General features: G+C 45.1%; 19 protein-coding genes. 8 read left to right on the forward strand and 11 right to left on the reverse strand.

Going from position 1 to position 20,936, the window contains the following annotated elements:
- Nucleotides 1-28: 28 nt before the first annotated feature.
- The 3 genes from RTX25_RS06860 to RTX25_RS06870 all read right to left on the reverse strand — a co-directional run bounded on the left by RTX25_RS06860 (nt 29) and on the right by RTX25_RS06870 (nt 3,617).
- Nucleotides 29-1,042, reverse strand: coding sequence for a hypothetical protein (locus RTX25_RS06860; protein ID WP_312652088.1), 1,014 nt, complete (start codon nt 1,040-1,042; stop codon nt 29-31).
- 138 nt (nt 1,043-1,180) lie between these two features.
- Nucleotides 1,181-1,924: a response regulator gene (locus RTX25_RS06865; protein ID WP_312652090.1), complete on the reverse strand. Its 744-nt coding sequence runs from the start codon at nt 1,922-1,924 to the stop codon at nt 1,181-1,183.
- Nucleotides 1,902-3,617 (reverse strand): sensor histidine kinase, encoded by a 1,716-nt coding sequence (locus RTX25_RS06870; RefSeq protein ID WP_312652092.1) that lies wholly within the window; start codon nt 3,615-3,617, stop codon nt 1,902-1,904. The genes RTX25_RS06865 and RTX25_RS06870 overlap by 23 nt, the downstream gene beginning before the upstream one ends.
- Nucleotides 3,618-3,742: 125 nt before the next feature.
- Between RTX25_RS06870 and RTX25_RS06875 the strand changes: the two genes are divergently transcribed.
- From RTX25_RS06875 to RTX25_RS06905, 7 genes are all read left to right on the forward strand, one after another.
- Nucleotides 3,743-5,500: a flavocytochrome c gene (locus RTX25_RS06875; RefSeq protein WP_312652094.1), complete on the forward strand. Its 1,758-nt coding sequence runs from the start codon at nt 3,743-3,745 to the stop codon at nt 5,498-5,500.
- A 233-nt stretch (nt 5,501-5,733) separates the two neighbouring features.
- A complete protein-coding gene (locus RTX25_RS06880) occupies nt 5,734-6,717 on the forward strand; it encodes a hypothetical protein (protein WP_312652096.1) in 984 nt (327 codons plus the stop codon).
- A 217-nt stretch (nt 6,718-6,934) separates the two neighbouring features.
- Nucleotides 6,935-7,636: a response regulator transcription factor gene (locus tag RTX25_RS06885; protein ID WP_312652098.1), complete on the forward strand. Its 702-nt coding sequence runs from the start codon at nt 6,935-6,937 to the stop codon at nt 7,634-7,636.
- The gene (locus RTX25_RS06890; protein ID WP_312652099.1) at nt 7,620-9,074 is read left to right on the forward strand and encodes a HAMP domain-containing sensor histidine kinase; all 1,455 of its coding nucleotides are present in this window, start codon (nt 7,620-7,622) and stop codon (nt 9,072-9,074) included. Before RTX25_RS06885 ends, RTX25_RS06890 begins: the two co-directional genes overlap by 17 nt.
- A gap of 137 nt (nt 9,075-9,211) precedes the next feature.
- Nucleotides 9,212-10,324 (forward strand): hypothetical protein, encoded by a 1,113-nt coding sequence (locus RTX25_RS06895; RefSeq protein ID WP_312652101.1) that lies wholly within the window; start codon nt 9,212-9,214, stop codon nt 10,322-10,324.
- Nucleotides 10,325-10,516: 192 nt separating this feature from the next.
- The gene (locus RTX25_RS06900; RefSeq protein WP_312652103.1) at nt 10,517-10,795 is read left to right on the forward strand and encodes a metal-sensing transcriptional repressor; all 279 of its coding nucleotides are present in this window, start codon (nt 10,517-10,519) and stop codon (nt 10,793-10,795) included.
- A gap of 15 nt (nt 10,796-10,810) precedes the next feature.
- Nucleotides 10,811-11,686 carry a DMT family transporter gene (locus RTX25_RS06905; protein WP_312652105.1) on the forward strand — a complete coding sequence of 292 codons (876 nt, stop codon included), beginning with the start codon at nt 10,811-10,813 and terminating at the stop codon, nt 11,684-11,686.
- Between the two features lie 161 nt (nt 11,687-11,847).
- Here the strand turns inward: RTX25_RS06905 and RTX25_RS06910 are convergent, their stop codons facing one another.
- The 4 genes from RTX25_RS06910 to RTX25_RS06925 all read right to left on the reverse strand — a co-directional run bounded on the left by RTX25_RS06910 (nt 11,848) and on the right by RTX25_RS06925 (nt 14,109).
- Nucleotides 11,848-13,302 carry a multicopper oxidase domain-containing protein gene (locus tag RTX25_RS06910; protein WP_312652107.1) on the reverse strand — a complete coding sequence of 485 codons (1,455 nt, stop codon included), beginning with the start codon at nt 13,300-13,302 and terminating at the stop codon, nt 11,848-11,850.
- Nucleotides 13,303-13,358: 56 nt separating this feature from the next.
- Complete coding sequence (locus tag RTX25_RS06915) at nt 13,359-13,613, reverse strand: SHOCT domain-containing protein (RefSeq protein ID WP_312652109.1); 255 nt, start codon at nt 13,611-13,613, stop codon at nt 13,359-13,361.
- Nucleotides 13,614-13,637: 24 nt separating this feature from the next.
- Nucleotides 13,638-13,817, reverse strand: coding sequence for a hypothetical protein (locus RTX25_RS06920; RefSeq protein WP_312652111.1), 180 nt, complete (start codon nt 13,815-13,817; stop codon nt 13,638-13,640).
- A gap of 154 nt (nt 13,818-13,971) precedes the next feature.
- Nucleotides 13,972-14,109 (reverse strand): LDCC motif putative metal-binding protein, encoded by a 138-nt coding sequence (locus RTX25_RS06925; protein ID WP_312652113.1) that lies wholly within the window; start codon nt 14,107-14,109, stop codon nt 13,972-13,974.
- Nucleotides 14,110-14,430: 321 nt separating this feature from the next.
- Between RTX25_RS06925 and RTX25_RS06930 the strand changes: the two genes are divergently transcribed.
- Nucleotides 14,431-14,994 carry a dihydrofolate reductase family protein gene (locus RTX25_RS06930; RefSeq protein ID WP_312652115.1) on the forward strand — a complete coding sequence of 188 codons (564 nt, stop codon included), beginning with the start codon at nt 14,431-14,433 and terminating at the stop codon, nt 14,992-14,994.
- Nucleotides 14,995-15,080: 86 nt separating this feature from the next.
- On the opposite strand, the gene RTX25_RS06935 is transcribed toward RTX25_RS06930, so the two are convergent.
- The 4 genes from RTX25_RS06935 to RTX25_RS06950 form a co-directional block, all read right to left on the reverse strand.
- Nucleotides 15,081-16,487, reverse strand: a complete 1,407-nt coding sequence (locus RTX25_RS06935; protein ID WP_312652117.1) for an MATE family efflux transporter — start codon at nt 16,485-16,487, stop codon at nt 15,081-15,083.
- A gap of 641 nt (nt 16,488-17,128) precedes the next feature.
- Nucleotides 17,129-18,871, reverse strand: coding sequence for an ABC transporter substrate-binding protein (locus RTX25_RS06940; protein ID WP_312652119.1), 1,743 nt, complete (start codon nt 18,869-18,871; stop codon nt 17,129-17,131).
- A gap of 102 nt (nt 18,872-18,973) precedes the next feature.
- The gene (locus RTX25_RS06945; protein ID WP_312652121.1) at nt 18,974-19,936 is read right to left on the reverse strand and encodes an oligopeptide/dipeptide ABC transporter ATP-binding protein; all 963 of its coding nucleotides are present in this window, start codon (nt 19,934-19,936) and stop codon (nt 18,974-18,976) included.
- Nucleotides 19,929-20,936 carry an ABC transporter ATP-binding protein gene (locus RTX25_RS06950; protein WP_312652123.1) on the reverse strand — a complete coding sequence of 336 codons (1,008 nt, stop codon included), beginning with the start codon at nt 20,934-20,936 and terminating at the stop codon, nt 19,929-19,931. Before RTX25_RS06950 ends, RTX25_RS06945 begins: the two co-directional genes overlap by 8 nt.

Genomic DNA, 20,936 nt, shown 5'->3' on the forward strand with positions numbered 1-20,936 from the left:
GGAAGTGCGATGAAGCCGGGCTTCATCTTCAGACGAGGTTTTCTTCATGATAGGCACTGTTCAGTACTTTTCTCAGTATGATCGTCTTTTGTCCCTGATCGCACATCACTTCCACTTTTTCTCCGTGGTAAGATCCGGGCAGTAATCTGCATCCGGTGTAAAAGACTGAATCTCTCTTTGAACCTTCTTCATCCTCACCCATCTGATACTCGATGATGCAGGTTTTATCATTCTTTATACAGTCCATGAGAACCCCTGGTCCCTGAAAGCTTTTTCTGCTCTTTACTTCTGTTACGAACATCCCTTCCTCATCCATTTCAAGATCTCTGTACCAGGACACATCATCTGCGATCAGATTCTCCATGACATAAAGAATCCTTTCCTTTGCATAAGGAGAAAGCTGCTTCCATATGGAAACCGCTGAATGCATGGCATAATTTTCAAGTGCAGGTTCTTTGCACATCGCTTTCAGTCCTTTAAGCGTCGTGATGACCTGGGTCAGGTTGAATGTGAGAAAAAGCGGATGCGCAGTTGAGGAAAATTTCATCGTATCATCTTTTCTTATGGTCTCATCGATGATAAACGGTTTTCCCATGATCTGTATGGGATCCTTATTTCCTCTAAGCCTTGCCAGATCGTCCTCAATAGTTCGCTTACTGACCCAAAGGATATCTTCCAGATCCGATATTCTGATTTCAGGACTCTGGAGCGCTTTGGCGATATACATGAGCCTTTCGAAGGAATTGGAAATATCGATGGGCGGAAAGGCGATCTCGGGGTCAAATCCATATTTTTCCTTAAGGAACAGAAGAAACTTCTTTAATATCTCCACTGCACTGGTTTTACTGCTCGAATAACTGATTACAGTTTCTCTTACGGCATAGTCCATCTTATCGGAATCAAGCTCATCTTCTTTATCGTATTTCAGCACAAGCAGCTGCAGAAGATTCTTCACGGTACTTTCAGCGTAGCCTGCACCAATGAAATTCTTGAAATTTCTTGGGGTCATAAATTGTGAGATTACCTGGGTTAATTCTGGCATAGATACCTCCACTCATCTTATTCGTCTCACATAATCGTTATATATTCCTTTTCTCTAACTATACATCAGCTTTTTTCATTTCTCTATGAAAACTACATGTACTTCTATGTTTTCTTCTGTAAAAAGATCTGATCCCAATCACTTCTTGATCAATGCGTTTCTGTATTCCGTAGATGTCTGTCCGGTATACTGCCGGAAGACCTTGCAGAAATAATGCTGATTCCGGTATCCCGTTTCTTCAGAAACCTTCAGCATGGATATTTCCGGACAGGAATTTAAGATCGATATGGCGGTTTCCATCCGAACCTTCGTCAGAAACTCAGAGAAGCTCATCCCTGTTTCCTTTCTCATGATTCTACTGAGATATGAAGAACTCACATGCAGTGTTTCAGAAATCATGGAGAGACTGAGATCTGGATTCCTGTAGTTTCTGTAAACATACTGTACGGCATCAGATCCGAGAGAAGTTTCTGTTTCCGGTGCACTTTTTGCCGCAGCGATTTCTTCCTGAAGCGACAGATTGAGTGCCTGTCCCACTGTTTCTAACAGTTTTCTACGGTCAACAGGTTTCAGCAGATAATCGAATACCTTCAGCCTGATGGCTTTCTGTGCATATTCGAATTCACTGTACCCAGACAGAACGATGAACTTGGTCTGTGGTGACTGCATACCGGTTTTTTCCATAACTTCTAGACCCGACAAACCCGGCATGTTGATATCCATTAGCACCACATCGGGATGATGATCAAGAATAAGCTGAACCGCCTCGTAACCGTTGGATGCTGCTCCCGCTATGACCAGTTTAGGATAATGCTTACCGATCAGTTCCATAAGGCCGGTTCGTATGGTGATTTCATCATCACAGATGATTATTTTCTGCATTTTTCTCTTCCTCCTCATAGGGCAGACTTATCGTCACGCAAGTCCCCTTTTGCCTCCTGCTCTTAATCTCTAATCCGTACTCTTTTCCATAATACAATAGGATCCGCTGACTGACATTATATAGACCGTAACTCTTCTTCGGCCTTGCACTCTTGATGTCCTCTTTCAGCTTTTCCAGCGTTTCCTCATCTATTCCCACGCCGTCATCACAGACTTCCAGTATCAGGTCCTCTCCTCTTCTTATCGCTGCGATACGGATCTTTCCACCTGAGAGCTTCGGTTTTATGCCATGGTAGATTGCATTCTCAACCAGAGGCTGTATGATGATTTTCGGAATGAGCGCACCTTCTATGTTTTCATCCCCTTCAATCTCATAACGGAGAATATCGCTGTATCTGTACTGCTGTATCTCAAGATAGCTTCTCACATGGGCTAGTTCCTTGGACAGGCTGATCTTTTCTTCTCCCTTGCTCAGCGAGATTCTGAAAAACGAAGACAGAGCCTGGATCAGGTCCGAAAGTTCATCCGCTCCATAGGATAGCGCTTTCCACTGAATGGTGTCCAGCGTGTTGTAGATGAAATGCGGATTGATCTGAGCCTGGAGCACCTGAAGCTCCCTTTGCCTCTTCTCCTTCTGCGTGAGAATAACTTCTCTCATCAGCCTCTTGATCTCCTCCACCATGAGATTGAAATGCATGGACAGCTGAGAAATTTCATCTTTTCCCCTTACAGCAAGTGTCATGTCAAGATTTCCTTTCTGCACTTCCTCCATGGCATCAGACAGGAGGGAAACTCTTCTTGTGATACGTGAGCTCATGAAAAATGAGGCGACAATCCCGATGAGGACCATGGCCATCCATAAACCCGATAGAGAAGAGGTCAGAAGCTCGGTATCATGAAAAAGCCTGCTGTTTTCAACCACTGTACAGAGATACCAGTCATGGCTTCCAGGAATAGGGGCATAGAATGCGGTATACGTGTCTCCAAGCTCCTCCACAATGACCTGGTCAGACTCCTCCTCTGGAATGGAATCTTTGATGTTTTCCAGAATGATGGGCGGAAGACTGTTCGAGCCATGGGTGTAGAGCGTGCCGCTTCTGTCCATGATCAGGGTGTCGCCATCGTAGAAGGAAAGATTTTCGGTGATGGACGTCAGCTTATCCAGGGATATGGATGCAGCCACGAATCCGGCCTTCTTCCCTTCCGGGTTATATATTGAGTAGCACGCAACAGTAATCATGCTGCTGTCCGTTTTCGATATCACGGGTTCACTGAAAATATATTCCTTGTCCGTCACGAGCATTTCCTTGAAATACGCCCGATCACGTACATCGATCGTCTGATTTTCGGTGATATACTCCAGTCCACTGAAATCATTTATACCGAAAGTGCCGTATTCATTGCCGTAATAGTCATCCATATCCTCGCTGAGCTGAGTGACATATTTCTTGATTGCTTCCTCTTCCATGGAAACCACTGTCGGAGTTCTGCTTATGGTATGCAGTTCTCTTATTCTCTGGGCAAGCCACCCTCCCGCTTCATTGGCCTTGGATTCGATAAGCTGTGTACTGAGATTATGGGTCAGTGCCTGATTTGAGCTATGAATTCTGTCATAGCTTGCATAGGCGGTAATTGAGAAAATCACTGAGAAAACTGCAGTGAAAAACAGCGTGAATTTCCATTTCAGATTCATTTTTTCAACCTCACAGTGCATAAAAGTATAAAATCAGTGTCGATTCGTTCAAAGACGATGCCACTGAATTATACTATACTGTTAAAGAAATAACAAATATCGCAAATTTACGGAGGTAAATACCCATGAAGAAAATCATTTCCCTAGTCATCGCCGCAACACTGACCTTGAGTCTGATTGCCTGCGGAAATAAAGCATCAGCTTCAGTTCCCGATGGGACCTATCAGGGTACAGGAATAGGAAAAGGCGGAGATATCGTCGTAGAGCTGACCATGAAAGACAGCATGATTTCAGATATCAAGGTCATTTCCCAGGATGAATCAGAAGGACTCGACAAGGCCATCGATATCATGAAGGCAGAGATGCTTGCAACAAACAGCACCGATGCGGATGCAGTGTCAGGCGCAACACTGACCTCAGCCGGATTCCGTATGGCCGTGAATGATGCGTTCAAAAAGACCGGTGCAGACAAGAGTGTTCTTGTCACCAAAGAGAAGCCTGCAAAAGAGGCGCGCGAGGAAGAATATACCGCTGATGTCATCGTCATCGGAGCAGGTGGAGCCGGACTTACCGCTGCCATAACGGCTGCTGAAAACGGCAAGGAAGTCATCGTTCTTGAGAAAATGCCTATCGCAGGAGGAAATACGCTGATCTCCGGAGGAGAATATGCGGCGCCGAAGAACTGGGTACAGGAAAGTGAAAAACTGGAGGACAGCAAGGATCTGTTCTATGAAGACATCATGAAAGGCGGAGACAACGAAAGCGATCCCGCTCTTGCAAGAATCCTCGCTGACCAGGCACTGGATGGGGCAAAATGGCTTAAAGACGAAGTCGGCATGATCTTTGAAGACTATATGCTCTTCTTCGGGGGTCACTCAGTGGAGAGAAGTCTTGTGCCGAAGAACGCCACAGGATATGAGATGATCAGCAAGCTGAGCAAAAAGCTCGAAGAAACCGGATCACCTCTTCACCTGAACACAGAGGCTACAGAGCTCATACAGGATGAAACAGGTAAAATTACAGGCGTTACAGCCACTTATCATGGCAAAACCATAACTTACCACGCAACCGGCGGTGTAATCATCGCATCTGGCGGATTCGGATACAATAAGGAAATGAGAGCCAAGTACAATCCGAAGATGAATGAAGGCTATCTCTCCACAAATTCCGTAGGAAGCACAGGAGACGGACTGGTCATGGCGGAAAAAATCGGTGGCGTTCTGACCGATATGGAGTACATCCAGGCTTATCCGACCTGCGACACTCAGTCAGGTGCTCTTCTTTATGTAGGTGATGTAAGACTTGAAGGCAGGTCCATCCTTGTGAATAAGGAAGGAAAGCGTTTCGTTGAAGAGCTGGAAAGACGAGATGTCATCTCTAATGCAGTGCTCGAGCAGACAGGAGGCGTGTCCTATATGTTCTTCGACGAGTCCGCCATGGTGGACTCAAAAGTCAGCATCAAGCATGCCTCAGAATATAACGGACTTCTTGCAAGAAAACAGCTGGTGAAGGCGGATACCCTGGAAGAGGCCGCCGCATTCTTCGATATCGATGCAGAAGAGCTGAAAAAGACAGTGGAAAACTACAATCAGTATGCAAAAGATGGCAAGGATCTTGAATTCAGCAAAAGAGGAACCCTCGTACCTTTTGAAGAGGGTCCATACTACATCATGGTCTCAAAACCCGCCATACACCATACCATGGGCGGTGTGAAAATCAACACCTCTGCCCAGGTAGTCAAAGAGGACGGCTCAGTTATAGAAGGACTCTTTGCAGCCGGCGAAGTCGTCGGAGACATCCATGGAACCAATCGTCTTGGAAGTGATGCCATTGCAGATATTACAGTGTTTGGTCGTATCGCAGGAGAATCCGCTTCTAAATAAAACCCCATCCGTTCAATACAGCTGATGAAATACACCCCTTGAAATGAGATCAGTCTTTTAAAGACTAGTCTCATTTTCATCTTCGCATATCCTCTAATACTTCAGTCTCTTCAATGTATACGGGATAAATGAACATGTATCCCTACCATATTCTTGATAATGTCATTCAAATGATACAAAATATTCTAATAACTCTTCTATAATGAAGAAAAAGATAAGGAGTGAGGTGCAACATGAAAAAAACAATCGCATTTCTGGTTATCGGAATGATGACCTTGTCTGCATGCAGCGCAGCCGGTACTCCCCCTCCAGACGATGGAAACGGCACAGAGACACCCCAGGAAGAGCCGGTAGAAACACCCGTTGAAACCCCTTCTGGTAATGAAACTGACGATGAGATAAATGAGGAAGTTCTTGCTGATTTCGAAGAAGGTTTTACTGGCGCAGAAGATCCGCTGGAGGTCAGAGCGGCGCTCGACGCCATCATGGAGAAAGAATCGGAGAAGACAAACGACGCTGCCCTTACAGCATACCTTACCTATCTGAGAGATTTTCAGCAAAACGGCATAGCCCCATTCTTTGACGAGATACAGAAGCTGCAGCCGTTCTTCGAAGAAGGTACACAGAATCTTACTGAAGAATCCATAACGGATGAGTCGCTTAAAGATCTCCATAACCGTTTCACAGAGATGGGCTACAGATTCGTGCAGGTTGAAGGATCCGTCGAACCTGTTGCAGATTACAGGATCATAGAAGACTACGCAGGATCAGTATCGGATGAAATGCTCGGATACGGTGAGTTCAAGTCCATGGAATCCGAGCAGATGTGGGCAGCAGATGCAGGTATCGTCATCTCCATAGAAGAACTTGGAGAACGTATTGCAGCTGGGGAAGCCTTCCTCGCCAAGTATCCTGAAACCGCCCATAAACCGGATGTCATACTGGAGCTTCGAAACTATCTAAGCGGTTTCTTCGGCGGCCTTGATAATACACCTGTGGACGATGACAATAAGTACAGTGAAGAATTCATTACCGCCTATGAAGGCTACATGGAAAAACATCCAGATACAAAAACAGCAGAAGTACTCAAAACCTATTACGATGAACTGGAAGAAACAGACTTTGCTGCTCCATACAACGTAAACGATCCGGACAGCAGAAGGCTTTTCAAAGAACAGATCACCTATAAGGTGGATGAGGTCGTTAACGGGCTTTAATAGAGGTAAGAGACTGAAAAGAAGCAGACTCTATACTCTCTGAGCACCGAAAAAGAGATTTGCAGATCGGGGACCATTGAAAATCAGAAGTTTTTATGGTCCTTTTCTTCTGGTAATCCATAATACATTCATATGATACTGATCCTTAAGGATCGGTATGCCCAGAAACGGATCTGCACCTAAATCAATGTAAAATTCATACTCGAGGTGATGTTAAATGAACGGTAAAGTACTCATTATTGAAGACGAAAAGACCATTGCTGATGCCATAGCTTATGCACTGATAAGAGAAGGTTTCACCGTGGATGTAATCTACAGCGGAAGCGAAGCCATCGATAGAATCAGATCATTCCTGCCGGAGGTCATCATACTCAATGTCATGCTTCCGGGCATGGACGGCTACGATATCCTGAAGAAACTGAAAACCGAAAAACCATTCGGCATCATCATGCTCACTGCAAGGGAAGATATTGTGGACAAGGTCCTTGGACTTGAGCTTGGTGCGGATGACTACATGACAAAGCCCTTCGATATGAGGGAGCTTCTTGCGCGTCTTAAATCTCTCCTCCGAAGAATCCAGAGCCTCGGCTCTCCTCCTGATCAGGACGCCATAAATCTCAGCGGCATTCTGCTTAAACCAGGCAAGAGATCGGTGTATGCCGGAGATCAGCCTCTTGATCTTACCCCTAAGGAATATGATCTTCTGGCACTTCTTGTCTCAAACCCCGAACGGGTTTACTCCAGAGAGCAGCTTCTTGATCTTGTCTGGGGCATGGAATATATCGGCGGAACACGAACAGTGGATATCCACGTGCAGAGACTACGCAAAAAGCTTGGACCGGAGTTCAGCGAAATCATTCAGACCCTGCACGGCATCGGCTATAAAGCCGTAGGAGGCCATGGTGAAAGTAAGTATTAAGATCAAGTTCAGCGCATTTCTTGCCGCACTTCTTATGCTGACCGTTCTCATTCTCAGCCTGCTTGTCCTTCGGGGCATCCGGGTGAACCAGAAATCGCAGTATGAGACTTACCTCGCCCGTCAGGCACAGACCGCAAATGTCTATTTTCTTCAGACACTTCTTTCTGAAGAAAACAAAGTTCCGGAAACCTTTCTTGATTCAAAAGGAGCGGAACTGGCAAGAAACCTTGAGATGATCACGGGCAATCTGGTCAGCCTCTACGATGCAGAGGGCAATCTGGTTTCTGATAAAATCGAACATATGCAGTCAGAAAGCACAAAGGAAACTCTTCAGTATGCACTGGACAATAAGACCGCCTACCTCATCGAGGACTCTTCTCTGTACTATCTGACCCCACTTAAAATCGGAGATGATCAGGTGGGTGCCCTGCAGCTCTATTATTCACTTCAAAGTGAATCCGAATTCTATGACAGCATACTTAAGCTCATGATCTATGCGGGTCTAGGTGTGTTCATTCTGAGCTTTTTCCTCGCCTACTATTATTTCAGTTCCTTCGCAGGCGGCATCATGCAGCTCAACAGGATGGTGAACCTTGTACGGGAAGGAAACTACGAAACAGAAATCATAAAACGAAGGGATGAAATCGGAGACCTCAGCATCGGAATACACGAAATGAGCGGAAGAATCCGAAAGACCATTCTGGATATGGAAGATGAGCAGAAAAAACTGAGCTCCGCCGTAAACAAGCTCTCTCTCCTCGACCAGCAGCAGAAATCCTTCATCGGAAGCGTAACCCATGAATTCAAAACACCCCTGACCTCAATTAAGGCATACCTTGACCTTCTGGATATGTACCCTGATGATTCTGAGCTCCTTGAAACCGCAAAAAAGAACATCGAAGGCGAAACCCGAAGACTTTATGATATGGTGGAAAAAGTCCTTAAGCTTTCAGTCACGGAAAAATACGATTTTGAGTATCATATGGAAAAGCTTGAAGTGAAGGAACTCATTCTGGATATTACAGACAGTCTTAAAGGCAAAATGGACAAGTTCGGTCTGACGCTGAATGCGGATCTTTCGGAAGCATTCATTCAGGCCGATAAGGACAGCATGACCCTCATTCTACTGAACCTTCTGGATAATGCCATAAAATACAATGAGACAAGGGGAAGTATCTCCATCAGATGCGGCATATCTTCTGATCAGGTGATGATTGATATCTCCGATACCGGGATCGGTATTCCTCACGAACTTGCTTCAAAGATATTTGAACCCTTCTTTACAGTGGATAAAAACCGCTCCCGCGAAAACGGCGGAGTGGGACTCGGACTGTCCCTTGCAAAAAAATATACGGAAATTCAGGGCGGTACCCTGACTCTCCTCTACACGGGACCTGAAGGAACAGCCTTCAGACTGAGCTTTCCGGCATATGGCTGAAGATCGGACAGAGGAAAAGCTCTACTGATTTTCATATTTACAGTTTGTACACAATATGTTGCAACTTCGAAACAATTGCTTATCCTCCGGAAACAACCCCCTGTTAAGATAAGAGTATAAAAGAGGAGGTCATCAAAATGAAAAACACAAACATAATCAGAAACATCGCAGCACTGTCATTACTTCTTTTTGCTGTCGGCTGTGCAGGTACCCCCGGTGGAGACAGAGTAATTATAGATAAACCCGGAAAAAGCATTACTGTAATAGAAGAAACACCTGGCGACAACAGTAATCCTACGATATCCGTAGTAAAAATCGACCGTTTCGAGAACATGGAAATCAGCGACTGGCTGAGCGACAGAACCCTCATCGTTTCGAAAGAGAATACCTCTCTTGAAAAGATGGAGCTTCCTGAATCATCAGGGCTGTATCCAAGAAGCCTCTATACTTTTGACATAGACAGCAATGAGTATATTCTTCTTAGAGCCATGGACGGAGGCAACCTGGGCGGCGCTGTTTTATCATCGGATCGCAGGAATCTCCTGTACCATGAGTTCACTGCCGGTGATCCTGCCTTCTATGTAGCAGACATGAATAATGATGAAGACCCTAAGTTCAAAGACAAAATAATTTCTTCCGCCATGAGTGCCAGATGGGCAGCTGATGATTCGGTTATCGGCGCATCCTATAACGGCGGTGCCTATATTGCAGATGCCGATGGCAATGTCACCTTCGTCGAAGGACTGAAAAACGAATCCCTGATCGTGACCGAGAAGGTCCGAGGTGAAATCTACTATACCCTTCCTGATGAAACATTATGGAAGATGGATGTTCAGACCAAAGAAAAAGTCAGTCTTGGCCTCAATAACGTCTACAGCCTGTCTCACTCTCCTGACGGCAAAGAGATTCTTGTTGTACAGAGTGACGGTGCCAGATTCACCCTTTCCCTATATGACACCGAAGGCCCAGACAGCACCCTCATTGACGAAGGACAGGAAATCAGCGCAATTTCATGGTCACCTGATCAGAGAATGATCGCCTACCAGCTGAAAAACGATACAGACGGCAAGAGCTCTACTGGACTATATGTACATGACATGCTGACGGGTGAGACATCAAGAATCGCTGTAGATGTAGCCCCTTACGCCACAACCTGGAGCCCATCAGGTAAAGAGCTCGTATTCAGTGAATCTGACGGAACCGCATACCACAGCAGTATCGTCTATCTTGAATTCTCTCTTGATCAGTAATCGTAATATCGCCTCCTGAATAATTATGGCAGCTTCTTTCAGTGAGATGGAAGGAGCTGCTGTTTTTATCCCCTAAAACGGGTATTCATCATGATCTTTCTCCTCGATATATCTATGATATTGTGATCTCTCATAAAACATGATACATTGATGATATCCCCCATGGGGGGATATTATTCTGGAGGTGATTCTATGAATAGTCATCCGCATCAGCATGAACATACCGAGGCCGTCCTCAACAGGCTTTCCCGAGCCATCGGCCATCTGGAGTCAGTCAGGAAAATGGTTGAAGAAGGCAGAGACTGCAGTGATGTTCTCATTCAGATCGCTGCGGTTAAATCAGCAGTAAACAACATCGGTAAAATTATTCTGAAAGATCATATCAAAAGCTGTGTAGTCGATGCGACGGTCACGGGAGATGATACGGTCCTTGAAGATCTTAATGTCGCCATTGATCAGTTCATGAAATAGATGGAGGAAGAAAGTTTGAAGACAAAAAAAGATACTGCAGTTCTCTTTGCAATCATTGCTGCTGCATTATATGCGGTAAGCTCCCCTCTTTCGAAGATTCTTCTTGTCAGGGTTCCCCCGACCATGATGGCGGCGCTCCTCTATCTCGGTGCAGGTACAGGAATGTCTCTCATTGCCCTATACCGGTTTAAAACCGGAAAAATGAAACCGGAAATGAATCTGACAAGGAAAGAGCTTCCTTATTCCATAGGTATGATTCTTCTGGATATTCTTGCACCCATCATGCTCATGCTGGGTCTAAGGCTCACCACTCCTGCAACAGTTTCGCTCCTCAACAACTTTGAGATCGTAGCGACATCGCTCATCGCACTTTTCATCTTCAAGGAATTCATTCATAAAAGACTCTGGATCGCCATTGGCCTTATTACGCTTTCAAGCATCCTTCTCTCTGTAGAGGATTTCGGCAGCCTCTCATTTTCTGCAGGTTCCATACTGGTCCTTCTTGCCGCGATCAGCTGGGGACTGGAAAACAACATGACAAGGATGCTGTCTGTAAAAGACCCTCTACAGGTGGTCATACTGAAGGGATTCGGTGCAGGTACAGGCTCGCTGCTCATCTCCTTTATCCTCAAGGAGACCACAACTGACATTCCATATATTCTTTTCACGCTCTTTCTTGGCTTTGTTTCCTATGGCCTCAGCATCTATCTCTATGTATATGCTCAGAGGTACCTCGGTGCAACCAAGACCAGCGCCTACTATGCGGTGGCACCATTTATCGGTGCCGCACTGTCATTTATCATCTTTCTGGAGCGCCCGTCTCTTACCTTTATTATTGCCCTCACCATTATGATCATCGGTACGTACTTTGCCACAACAGATTCAAAATAAGAACCGATCCACCCGCCTGATTCAGCTTAGGCTCAACAAGCTGAATCGATCAGCATAATGATCATGCCAGGCTATACGCTTAAGAACCGAAAAAGACAGAAGCTTCTTCGCTCCTGTCTTTTTCTATTATCCTCAGTTTTCCAGATCTTTTAAGTTATTTTCTATCTAACTTCCAGCTGCCCCATCATCCCTGCTTCTTCATGTTCCAGAATATGGCAGTGATACATAAACAGGCCTTTATAGTTGAATCTGACGATAATCCTTACCGTTTCTCCTGAACCCACAAAGATGGTGTCTTTCCAGCCACTCTCATTCGGTGGAGGTTCCCGGCCGTCCCGCGTCAGCACCTGAAACTGCGTCCCGTGAATATGGAAAGGATGTCCCGAAGAACCCATCATCATGGATCTCTGCGTGGAGATTTCCCATATCTCGATTTCTCCAAGAGTCGCATCATCATCGATACGATCCATATCGAACTGCCTTCCGTTTAAGGTGACCATATGGCCCATACCATCGAGTTCTATGGTTTTCACTGCAGATGCCTGTTCCTCGGCTAATTTCTCGATGGTGGTGAGCTTCTTAGGCATTTCTGTGGTATCCTCTTTATCTTTGCCCACTGTAAAGGTCATGACGAGCTCCCCGTCACTTCTAAGTTCCAATGTATCGCCTTCAGCATATTCAGCGAAATCAATAATGATCTCCGCTCTTTCGCCAGGGGAGATAAATAACGAACTTTTCTTCACCGGAGCTTCAAGTAGTCCTCCGTCAGAGGCGATCTGGTGAAAATCACTACGATCGCTCAGTTCAAGATCAAAATTTCTCGCATTGGCGCCATTCACAACCCTGAATCTCATCTTAACCTGCTCAACTTCCAGATCAGGCTCCAGAGCACCATTTACAAGGATGTACTCACCTATCGCTCCATCCATCATATTGTCATAGTAGAAGAAGGATCCATCCTCAGCGAAGCTTCTGTCCTGAATAATCAGAGGAATGTCATTCACGCCATAGTCGTCCGGCAGATTGAGACTTTCGGAATATTCATCTTCAATGATGATCAGCCCCGCAAGACCATAATAGACCTGCGTAGCAGTTGATCCGATCACGTGCGGATGAAACCAGAGGGTAGAGGCCGGCTGATTTACGGTAAATGAGGGTTCCCAGATATCTCCTGGGCCAACGAGCTGGTGAGGTCCACCGTCTAGAGCTCCTTCAACGAGAAGTCCATGCCAGTGAACGGAAGTATCTTCTGTCAGCTCATTTCTGACATGCATGTTTACTGTCTGTCCTCGAGTCATTCGGATAACAGGGCCCAGATAGTTTCCGTTATAGCCTAAAGTCGGGGTCATCTTATCCCCTATAAATCGGGTTTCTCCCGCCTGAACATTAAGGTTGTAATCCGATACAGTTTCATCAGGATTATCATCTTTAAGAAGTGCGGGAATGGGCAGCTTTACCGCTTCTCCTCTGACCCTGTCTTCATTGTCATCATCAGCCACACCATTATCGTTTCCGGGATTCATAAACCTTTCTCCTGGAATCCTGTTCAGCGCAAACACGCCAAACAGGATCAGAAGTATTCCGATCCCGATTCCTGCAATCCATTTTCCTTTCAAAATCCCTCACCTCCTGTTTCTGCGAGAGAATAGGGAGACGCTCCTTATCTTGTCAACTAATCTTCATCGATTACCCGTTTCTTAGCCCGATATTCTTCCTCTGTGATCTGTCCGTTAATGAGTTTCTCCTTCAGGAGTTTTCTCAGATGATCCTTTGAATCAGTCTTGGGTCTCCGATCTGACATTATTTTCACCACTGAAATAACGAGTATGATGACGCCTATTAGAATCAGGATATGCCAAGGACTGAAGCAGTTGAATCTGCCGGAAAAAAACCTCTCTGGATCATAGTAGTTTCTGTTATACATCATAAGGATTTCCCTCCTTTAATCATTCTAATCTTCATCGATGACCGACTTCATCTTGTAGTAGGTCTGTTCATCGATTTCGCCTCGGATGAATCTTTCCTTTAAACGGTTCTGCGGATCCTTGCTGTCTTTTGTCAGATTGACTTTGTTGTCTTTTGTGAGGATATAGAATAGCCCCGCAATAAGAACAATCGGTATGAACATCATAGTATCTTCTCTCCTTTATTCCTTATGACCATTTCCTGATCATAAGGGTATCGTGAGACTAAGTTCAGATGGTTTAAACCCGTCACTTTGCTCACGCTATCTTCATTTATCTACGCCCTGTTATGCTTAATGCTGTGAATCCGTCGAGTAAGCGCTATTTACTGTTCTCGCGGTTTATGTTACAGCAGTCCAGTCTTTTTCCTCCGAACTCTTTTCTGTTTGATTCTCCCAGTCTTTTGATGAAATTCTTCCACCATTTCAGCACTATACGCCACCTCTTTCTTTTATTCATATCATCCTGATATCATTATTTCTACAATATGATCGTATCATACAATTGTGGCGAAACTAAGGCAAACCTTACTGCTATAGATAATAACCAGCCCGAAATCATCCGCTTGAAATCACCTGAGATTATCCGCCATAAGGCTGCTTGATTTTCAGGCTTATCCGTTGTACCGTTTAGATATCATAAATTAAATGAGTCTTCTGACAATGTTTAAGTTTAGAACCTATCTTTGAGATTGTCGGAAGCGCAGGTTCTCACTATTTCAATGAGAACAGATATCCTGATGCTGGATTTCGCGATAACACAAATGAGGAGGTCGTAAAAATGGCTAAACTGATCTACCCGATCAACATATCTCTGGACGGCTACATGGAGGATAAGCATGGCAATCTTGAATGGTCCATTTCCGATGACGAGGTATTTTCATTCTGGACTGACTTTCAGCGTTCCATCGGCACTTACCTATATGGACGCAGGATGTATGAATCGATGGTATTCTGGGATACATCAGATATAAAAAAAGGAGATGAGTCTCAGAAAATCCGGGAATTTGCCTATATCTGGCGAGATGCAGAGAAAATCGTCTACTCAAAGACGCTTTCTTCTGCATCAAGCGCCAGAACGAGTATAGAACATGAATTCAATCCTCATGCAATCCTCAGGCTTAAGGCATCCTCAGATAAGGATCTTACCATCAGTGGTCCCGAACTTGCCGGACAGGCAATGAGTGAGGGACTGATTGACGAGTTTCGTGTGCTTGTTCATCCCGTCGTTTTAGGTGGTGGTAAAAAAGCATTTCCGGAAAATCTGAGCATAAAACTGGAACTGCTCGATGAGCATCACTTTAGAAGCGGAGCTGTTCATCTTCACTACCGCGTAATCGTCTGAATCCGTCATGAAACTTATCACAAATGAACAAGCAGTCAGGCTCCGCATTATGGAACCTGACTGCTTTTCGTTAACTTCGTTAAGACTTAAATGACTTCTTCTGCCCACGTATCGGATCTGTAGATCCAGAAACCGTAGAGTACGACAAGAATATTTGATACGTTCATTGCAATCCATATTCCTCTCTGTCCCAGGCCCGTAAAGTTCGAGAAGATGAGGATCAGAGGTATTCTTATGAGCCACAGACGCCCGATGGCCATAAACATGGAATACCTTGTATGACCTGAACCCTGAAAGAGTCCCTGGAAAATGGAGAAGAGTCCCATGAGCGGTATGGTCGGCAGGATATAGATAAGATATTCAAGGCTCTGACTCACCATCAGATCATCCGCTGTAGGTGTGAAGAAGTAGATGAGCCTATAACGGAAGAGGTAAATCACGACTGCTCCGATGACACTGATGAGCGTCGAAAGCTTCACCGCCTTCCAGAAGCTGTCCCTCACCCTTGAGGGCTGACTTGCGCCCATGTTCTGTCCCACTATGGAGGTCAGTCCAGATCCGATTCCCATGGCAGGCATCATAATCATATTGTTGATGCGGTTGATCAGTGAAAATGCTGCGAGAAGGGAAGTTCCATAGCCGGCAATGAAGGTATTGAGCAGGATGAATCCGAAAGCTGAACCGGAATGTCCAGCAGAGCTAGGAAGACCGACACGTATGATCTTCGCAAGCTTTGCTTTGTCAAAAGGGATGTTCCTGAACTTTACAGGAACCGTCCTGCTTGTTTTTCTCATGACATAATAACCGAGGATCATAAGGACAAGATGGGAAATCGATGTAGCTATCGCAGCTCCGCCCACACCAAGTCCAAGGCCCTTAAGACCTATAAACGGGATCCTTTCAAAAATGAAGAACGGATCCAGTATGATATTGACGATTGCGGAAAAGGAATTGACTAAGGTTGACGATCTGGTGTTTCCCTGAGCATTCATTATGGCCACAAAACCCATAAATACAATCTGAGGCGGAACGCCAAGAAATATAAAACGCAGGTATTCCAGAGAGAGATCTCCGAACCGTCCGGTTCCGCCCATGAACTGGATGATAAAGGGCGAAATATAAAATCCTGCAAATCCCAGAAAGAGACCCGCTCCAACGGTAAACAGGATGACATGATAAGCATACTCTTTGGCATCATGGATTTTATCCTTACCGATCAGCTGTGCAAGAATCGATGTTCCTGCAATCTGGATGCCCATTCCGATGGACTGAAAGAGAAACATGACCGGATTGACAAAAGATACAGCAGCAAACTCCGTGGTACCCAGCTGACCCACGAAAAAAGCATCAGCCATATTATAGAGCGTCATGATGAGATTGTTGATGATCAGAGGCAAAGATATGGCAAGGATGACTTTGTACATCGGACCGCTTAGAATCATCTCAGTTTTTGATCTGTTTTTGACTATAGGTATAGGCTCATTTACCGCCATTTCGTTTCTTCCTTTTCTCACTGTCCCTTAAACTGTCCACTTTCTTCAGAATCCTTGTAAGGGAAGGAAATATTTTTCATCTTAAAAATAATATACCACGTAGGCGTGAGAAGACGTTTTTCTGAGGATACAGATTATCCCGAAAAGGATACACAATACCTGAAACGTATTGAAAAAATGTATAACTTTTCATAACCTTGTTTTTGTTATGGTTTCCTTCCTGAAGATACGGTAAAATGAAACTGCTGAGCAATCAGGCAACCTGTTCTCGCTCAATAATTAAGCCTTGGCATCCTCGCTTTTATGGGCATAGCCATCTACGGCTATCTGGTTCTCAAAACAAGAGTTGCTGACCGTGTAATCGGTGCGAAAGCGGCAGGTGCACGTCGAAGATTCAGAATCAGCTGATGTGTCCATAGGATTTGAGCCTGTATCAGGATAACTTCAGTTTCGCCATCGATCATGTCATAACCGATTCTGGGTCCTGCAGTTCAGATGCAGGACCTTTTCTTATGGTATGATCTTGAGAAATCTGAGATATTCAGCTGCTCTTTTTCAGCTGATTCCTTCTCCCATCTGAAAAGGAACCCAAAATAAAGGCCAGCTGCAGAGCAGCTGGCCTTAAAGGTTATTAAGGAAGGCTATTTTCCGAACTGGGCATCATTGTTTCCTGAGTCTGATGTCCACATTTCAAGCATGTTGATCGGATCATTGAAGTCTGCAATCCAACCGTTTCTGGCTACATCGAAGTTTCCTGCTTTTCTTTCATTCAGGAATACACTCCACTCCAGAGTCTTGATCTTCATGTCGATTCCTACAACTGCCAGATCCTGCTGAATGGCTTCTGCGACAGCTACGTGAGCTGTTGCATCATTGGTCAGATATTCAAAGCTGATCGGATTGGATGCATCAAGCATACCGTCTGCAGTCATTTCGAATCCGGCTTCTTCAAGAAGTGCAACTGCTTCATCCACACTTGCATCTGAGTATTCAGGATCGAAGTAACCTGCACTGTCTTCTACAGGATAGGTATAGCCGTCATTGTTTTCTTTGAATATGCCACCGTTACCATCCATCATGCCTGCTGGAATAAATGCGTTGGCTGGCTGCTGTCCTGTCTGACCGATATTCTCTGCAATGTATCCTCTGTCGATGAGAAGCGCGATGGCTTTTCTCATTGCATTAGCCTGCTCTGCAGTTTTACCTTCAAACAGCGGACTCTTGACGTTGAATGTTACATAGTATGTACCAAGCTGGTCTACAATATTGAATTCTGGATTATCAAGAAGAGACGCGATTTCATCTGTTGGTATGACATCGATAAACTGAAGATCTCCGGAATTGTATGCGGCAAATATTGCTGCATCGTCATCACTGAGCATAAGTTCCAGTTTTTCTATGGTGACCTTGTCTGCTTCATAGTAATTAGGATTCTTGACATAGACCATGTTCTCGTTATGGCTCCATGACTGAAGTGTGTATGCGCCGTTTGATACAAATCCAGCTTCCAGTGCCCATGCTCCAGGATTGGTTGCATAGTCGGCAGGAGCTTCTACGGCTTCTTTCTTAAGTGGAAGATAGGTTGGGAATGCAACCAGGTCAAGGAAATAAGCTGTCGGAGCTGCAAGAACTACTGTTAGTTTCTTGCCGTCTTCTGAAGCTGTGACCTGAAGATCGTTGTCATCAAAACCTGCAATGGTATTGAACATGTAGCTGTAGTCAGCTCCTGTATCAGGATTTGCTGCACGTTTCCATGCATATTCAAAATCCTTAGCGGTAAGTTCTGATCCGTCGCTCCATTTAAGTCCATCTTTCAGGGTGAACTCGTAGGTCAGGCCATCTTCTGACTCGGTGTAGTCTGCTGCTAGTGCAGGAACCAGTTCACCCTTCTCATTATAGGTGAACAGTCCGACAAATGTATTGGCAGCAAGTGTTGCACCGTCGACTGTACTGTTCAGCGCTGGATCTAGTTTGTCCGGTTCGCTGGCCAGCTGCAGTTTAAGAACGTTATCTGGTGAAGTTCCATACATAAAGTACTTGGTACCGTATGGATTGGAGTAAATACCTTTAACATCCGGTTTCTGAAGATAGATATCATTGTAGTAATAGAGGGGAACGAGTCCGAAAGTCTCCATGAGCATATCTTCTGCTTCATGCATCAGCGCTTCACGGGCTGCGAAGTCTGTACTGGATTTGATTTCCTTGATGAGCGCATCGTATTCATCCCACTCTGGTAATGGATTGGCTTCCCCGGTCGGTTCTTCAGCTGGTGTTTCTGCTGGAGATTCCGGTGTTGCATCTGGATTGTCATCATCGTTGCCGCAGGCTGCGAGCACCGACAGGGACATCATTAAAGCAAGTAACAGTGCAGTTAGCTTTTTCATACAATTTCCTCCTTTATCGTGAGCTTGACATCATTTATTCAACACTTCCGGTCGATGAAAAATCCGTTGCTGTCCGGAAATGTGAGAATCAGAAGTGATTTTTTATTTGTTCCAGCAGGCTACGAAATGTTCACCACCACGGTCGATGAGCGGCGGAACTTCCTCCGCACACTGTGCGGTGGCATATCTGCATCGGGTTCTGAAAGAACATCCGCTAGGCATATTGAGAGGACTTGGCACATCTCCCTCAAGAATGATCCTTTTTCTCTGTCTGCTGATAATAGGATCCGGTATGGGTACTGCAGATAAAAGCGAAAGTGTATAGGGGTGGATTGGACGATCATTAAGATCATCAGCCGCAGCAACCTCCACGATCTTTCCCAGATACATCACAGCGATTCGATCCGCAAGATGGTGGACGACTAGAAGATCATGGGCAATGAAGAGATAAGCAACACCCAGTTTATTCTGAAGGTCTTCAAACATATTCAGCACCTGCGCCTGGATGGAGACATCCAGTGCAGAAACCGGTTCATCGCAGACGATAAATTTCGGATTCACTGCAAGAGCTCTTGCGATACCGATTCTCTGTCTCTGACCTCCTGAAAATTCATGGGCATATCTTGCAGCATGCTCTGCATTGAGTCCGACCAGTTCCATAATAGACAGTATCTTTTCTCTGCGTTCCTTTCTTGTCTTATACAGTTTATGTACGTCAAACGGTTCGCCGATGATATCCTCTACGGTCATTCTCGGATTCAGCGAGGAGTAGGGATCCTGAAAGACCATCTGCATATTACGGCGCATGGCCTGGATATTCTCCCCTGACACCAGTTCACCTTCAAAGAGCACTTCTCCTGCAGTCGGTTCATAGAGACGGAGGAGAGATCTTCCTACTGTAGTCTTTCCGCAGCCTGATTCCCCGACAAGTCCCAGGGTTTCCCCATGTCTGATCTTGAAGGACACATCGTCCACCGCTTTTAGATTTCTGGTTTTAAACCACCCCATTTTTATAGGGAAGTACTGTTTCAGATGATCAACTTCAATCAGATATTCTTCAGCCATGGTCCACCTCCTTAATTGTTTCTTCTGTCAGTTTTCTGACATTCAGCCAGCATGCCGCTTTATGAGTATCACTGAGCGTCAGCTCATCAGGGACCACTGTGAGACAGATTTTCATGGCATTGTCGCAGCGGGTTGCAAATGCACATCCAAGAGGCATACTGAGAAGGTTGATCGGAGTACCCGCAATGGGCTTCAGTCTTTCTTTGATTCTAGTGATGTTCGGGATGGAATTCAGAAGTCCTTTGGTATATTCATGGGAGGGATGATAAAAGATATCCTCCGCAGTTCCACGTTCACATACTCGTCCGCCGTACATCACGATAATCTCATCACACATCTCCGCGATGACGCCCAAATCATGAGTGACGAGGATAATGGACATCCCCATCCTCTCCTGCAGTTCCTGCATCAGTTCTAGAATCTGAGCCTGAATGGTCACATCAAGCGCAGTGGTTGGTTCATCGGCAATCAGAATATCAGGCTCACATGCCAGTGCCATGGCAATCATGACTCTCTGTCTCATGCCTCCTGAAAGCTCATAAGGATACTGTTTCACTCTTTTCCCAGGTTCATTGACCCCCACAAGCTCCAGCATTTTTATAGCATGTTCTCTTGCCTCTTTTCTGCTTCGTCCAGTATGAAGAAGAATGGCCTCCTCCAGCTGATTGCCTATGGTGAATACTGGATTGAGACTTGTCATAGGATCCTGAAATATGATACTGACATTTTTTCCTCTGAAATTATGGATCTTCTTTTTACTGTACTTCAGCACATCTTCTCCGTTATAGAGAATCTCTCCTTCGGTCACTTTTCCTGCATCATCAAGGATACTCATGATGGAATAGGCTGTTACACTTTTTCCTGATCCGGACTCTCCTACTATACCCAGTATTTTCCCTTTTTTGAGGGTGAAGGATACGCCGTTTACTGCCTGAACCTCACCGGCATCTGTAAAGAATGATGTATGGAGATTCCTGACTTCCATTAAATATTCACTCAT

Origin of the sequence: Proteiniclasticum sp. (assembly GCF_032054185.1) — a bacterium.
Taxonomy (GTDB): Bacteria; Bacillota; Clostridia; order Clostridiales; family Clostridiaceae; genus Proteiniclasticum.

What these genes read in the sequence shown, in the direction of transcription:
- RTX25_RS06865 (WP_312652090.1), bottom strand. Translation starts at nt 1,924, where the DNA reads ATGCAGAAAATAATCATCTGTGATGATGAAATCACCATACGAACCGGC.
- RTX25_RS06935 (WP_312652117.1), bottom strand. Translation starts at nt 16,487, where the DNA reads ATGGCGGTAAATGAGCCTATACCTATAGTCAAAAACAGATCAAAAACT.
- RTX25_RS06880 (WP_312652096.1), top strand. Translation starts at nt 5,734, where the DNA reads ATGAAAAAAACAATCGCATTTCTGGTTATCGGAATGATGACCTTGTCT.
- RTX25_RS06895 (WP_312652101.1), top strand. Translation starts at nt 9,212, where the DNA reads ATGAAAAACACAAACATAATCAGAAACATCGCAGCACTGTCATTACTT.
- RTX25_RS06945 (WP_312652121.1), bottom strand. Translation starts at nt 19,936, where the DNA reads ATGGCTGAAGAATATCTGATTGAAGTTGATCATCTGAAACAGTACTTC.
- RTX25_RS06915 (WP_312652109.1), bottom strand. Translation starts at nt 13,613, where the DNA reads ATGATGTATAACAGAAACTACTATGATCCAGAGAGGTTTTTTTCCGGC.
- RTX25_RS06860 (WP_312652088.1), bottom strand. Translation starts at nt 1,042, where the DNA reads ATGCCAGAATTAACCCAGGTAATCTCACAATTTATGACCCCAAGAAAT.
- RTX25_RS06870 (WP_312652092.1), bottom strand. Translation starts at nt 3,617, where the DNA reads ATGAATCTGAAATGGAAATTCACGCTGTTTTTCACTGCAGTTTTCTCA.
- RTX25_RS06950 (WP_312652123.1), bottom strand. Translation starts at nt 20,936, where the DNA reads ATGAGTGAATATTTAATGGAAGTCAGGAATCTCCATACATCATTCTTT.
- RTX25_RS06900 (WP_312652103.1), top strand. Translation starts at nt 10,517, where the DNA reads ATGAATAGTCATCCGCATCAGCATGAACATACCGAGGCCGTCCTCAAC.
- RTX25_RS06925 (WP_312652113.1), bottom strand. Translation starts at nt 14,109, where the DNA reads ATGAATAAAAGAAAGAGGTGGCGTATAGTGCTGAAATGGTGGAAGAAT.
- RTX25_RS06875 (WP_312652094.1), top strand. Translation starts at nt 3,743, where the DNA reads ATGAAGAAAATCATTTCCCTAGTCATCGCCGCAACACTGACCTTGAGT.
- RTX25_RS06885 (WP_312652098.1), top strand. Translation starts at nt 6,935, where the DNA reads ATGAACGGTAAAGTACTCATTATTGAAGACGAAAAGACCATTGCTGAT.
- RTX25_RS06940 (WP_312652119.1), bottom strand. Translation starts at nt 18,871, where the DNA reads ATGAAAAAGCTAACTGCACTGTTACTTGCTTTAATGATGTCCCTGTCG.
- RTX25_RS06930 (WP_312652115.1), top strand. Translation starts at nt 14,431, where the DNA reads ATGGCTAAACTGATCTACCCGATCAACATATCTCTGGACGGCTACATG.
- RTX25_RS06920 (WP_312652111.1), bottom strand. Translation starts at nt 13,817, where the DNA reads ATGATGTTCATACCGATTGTTCTTATTGCGGGGCTATTCTATATCCTC.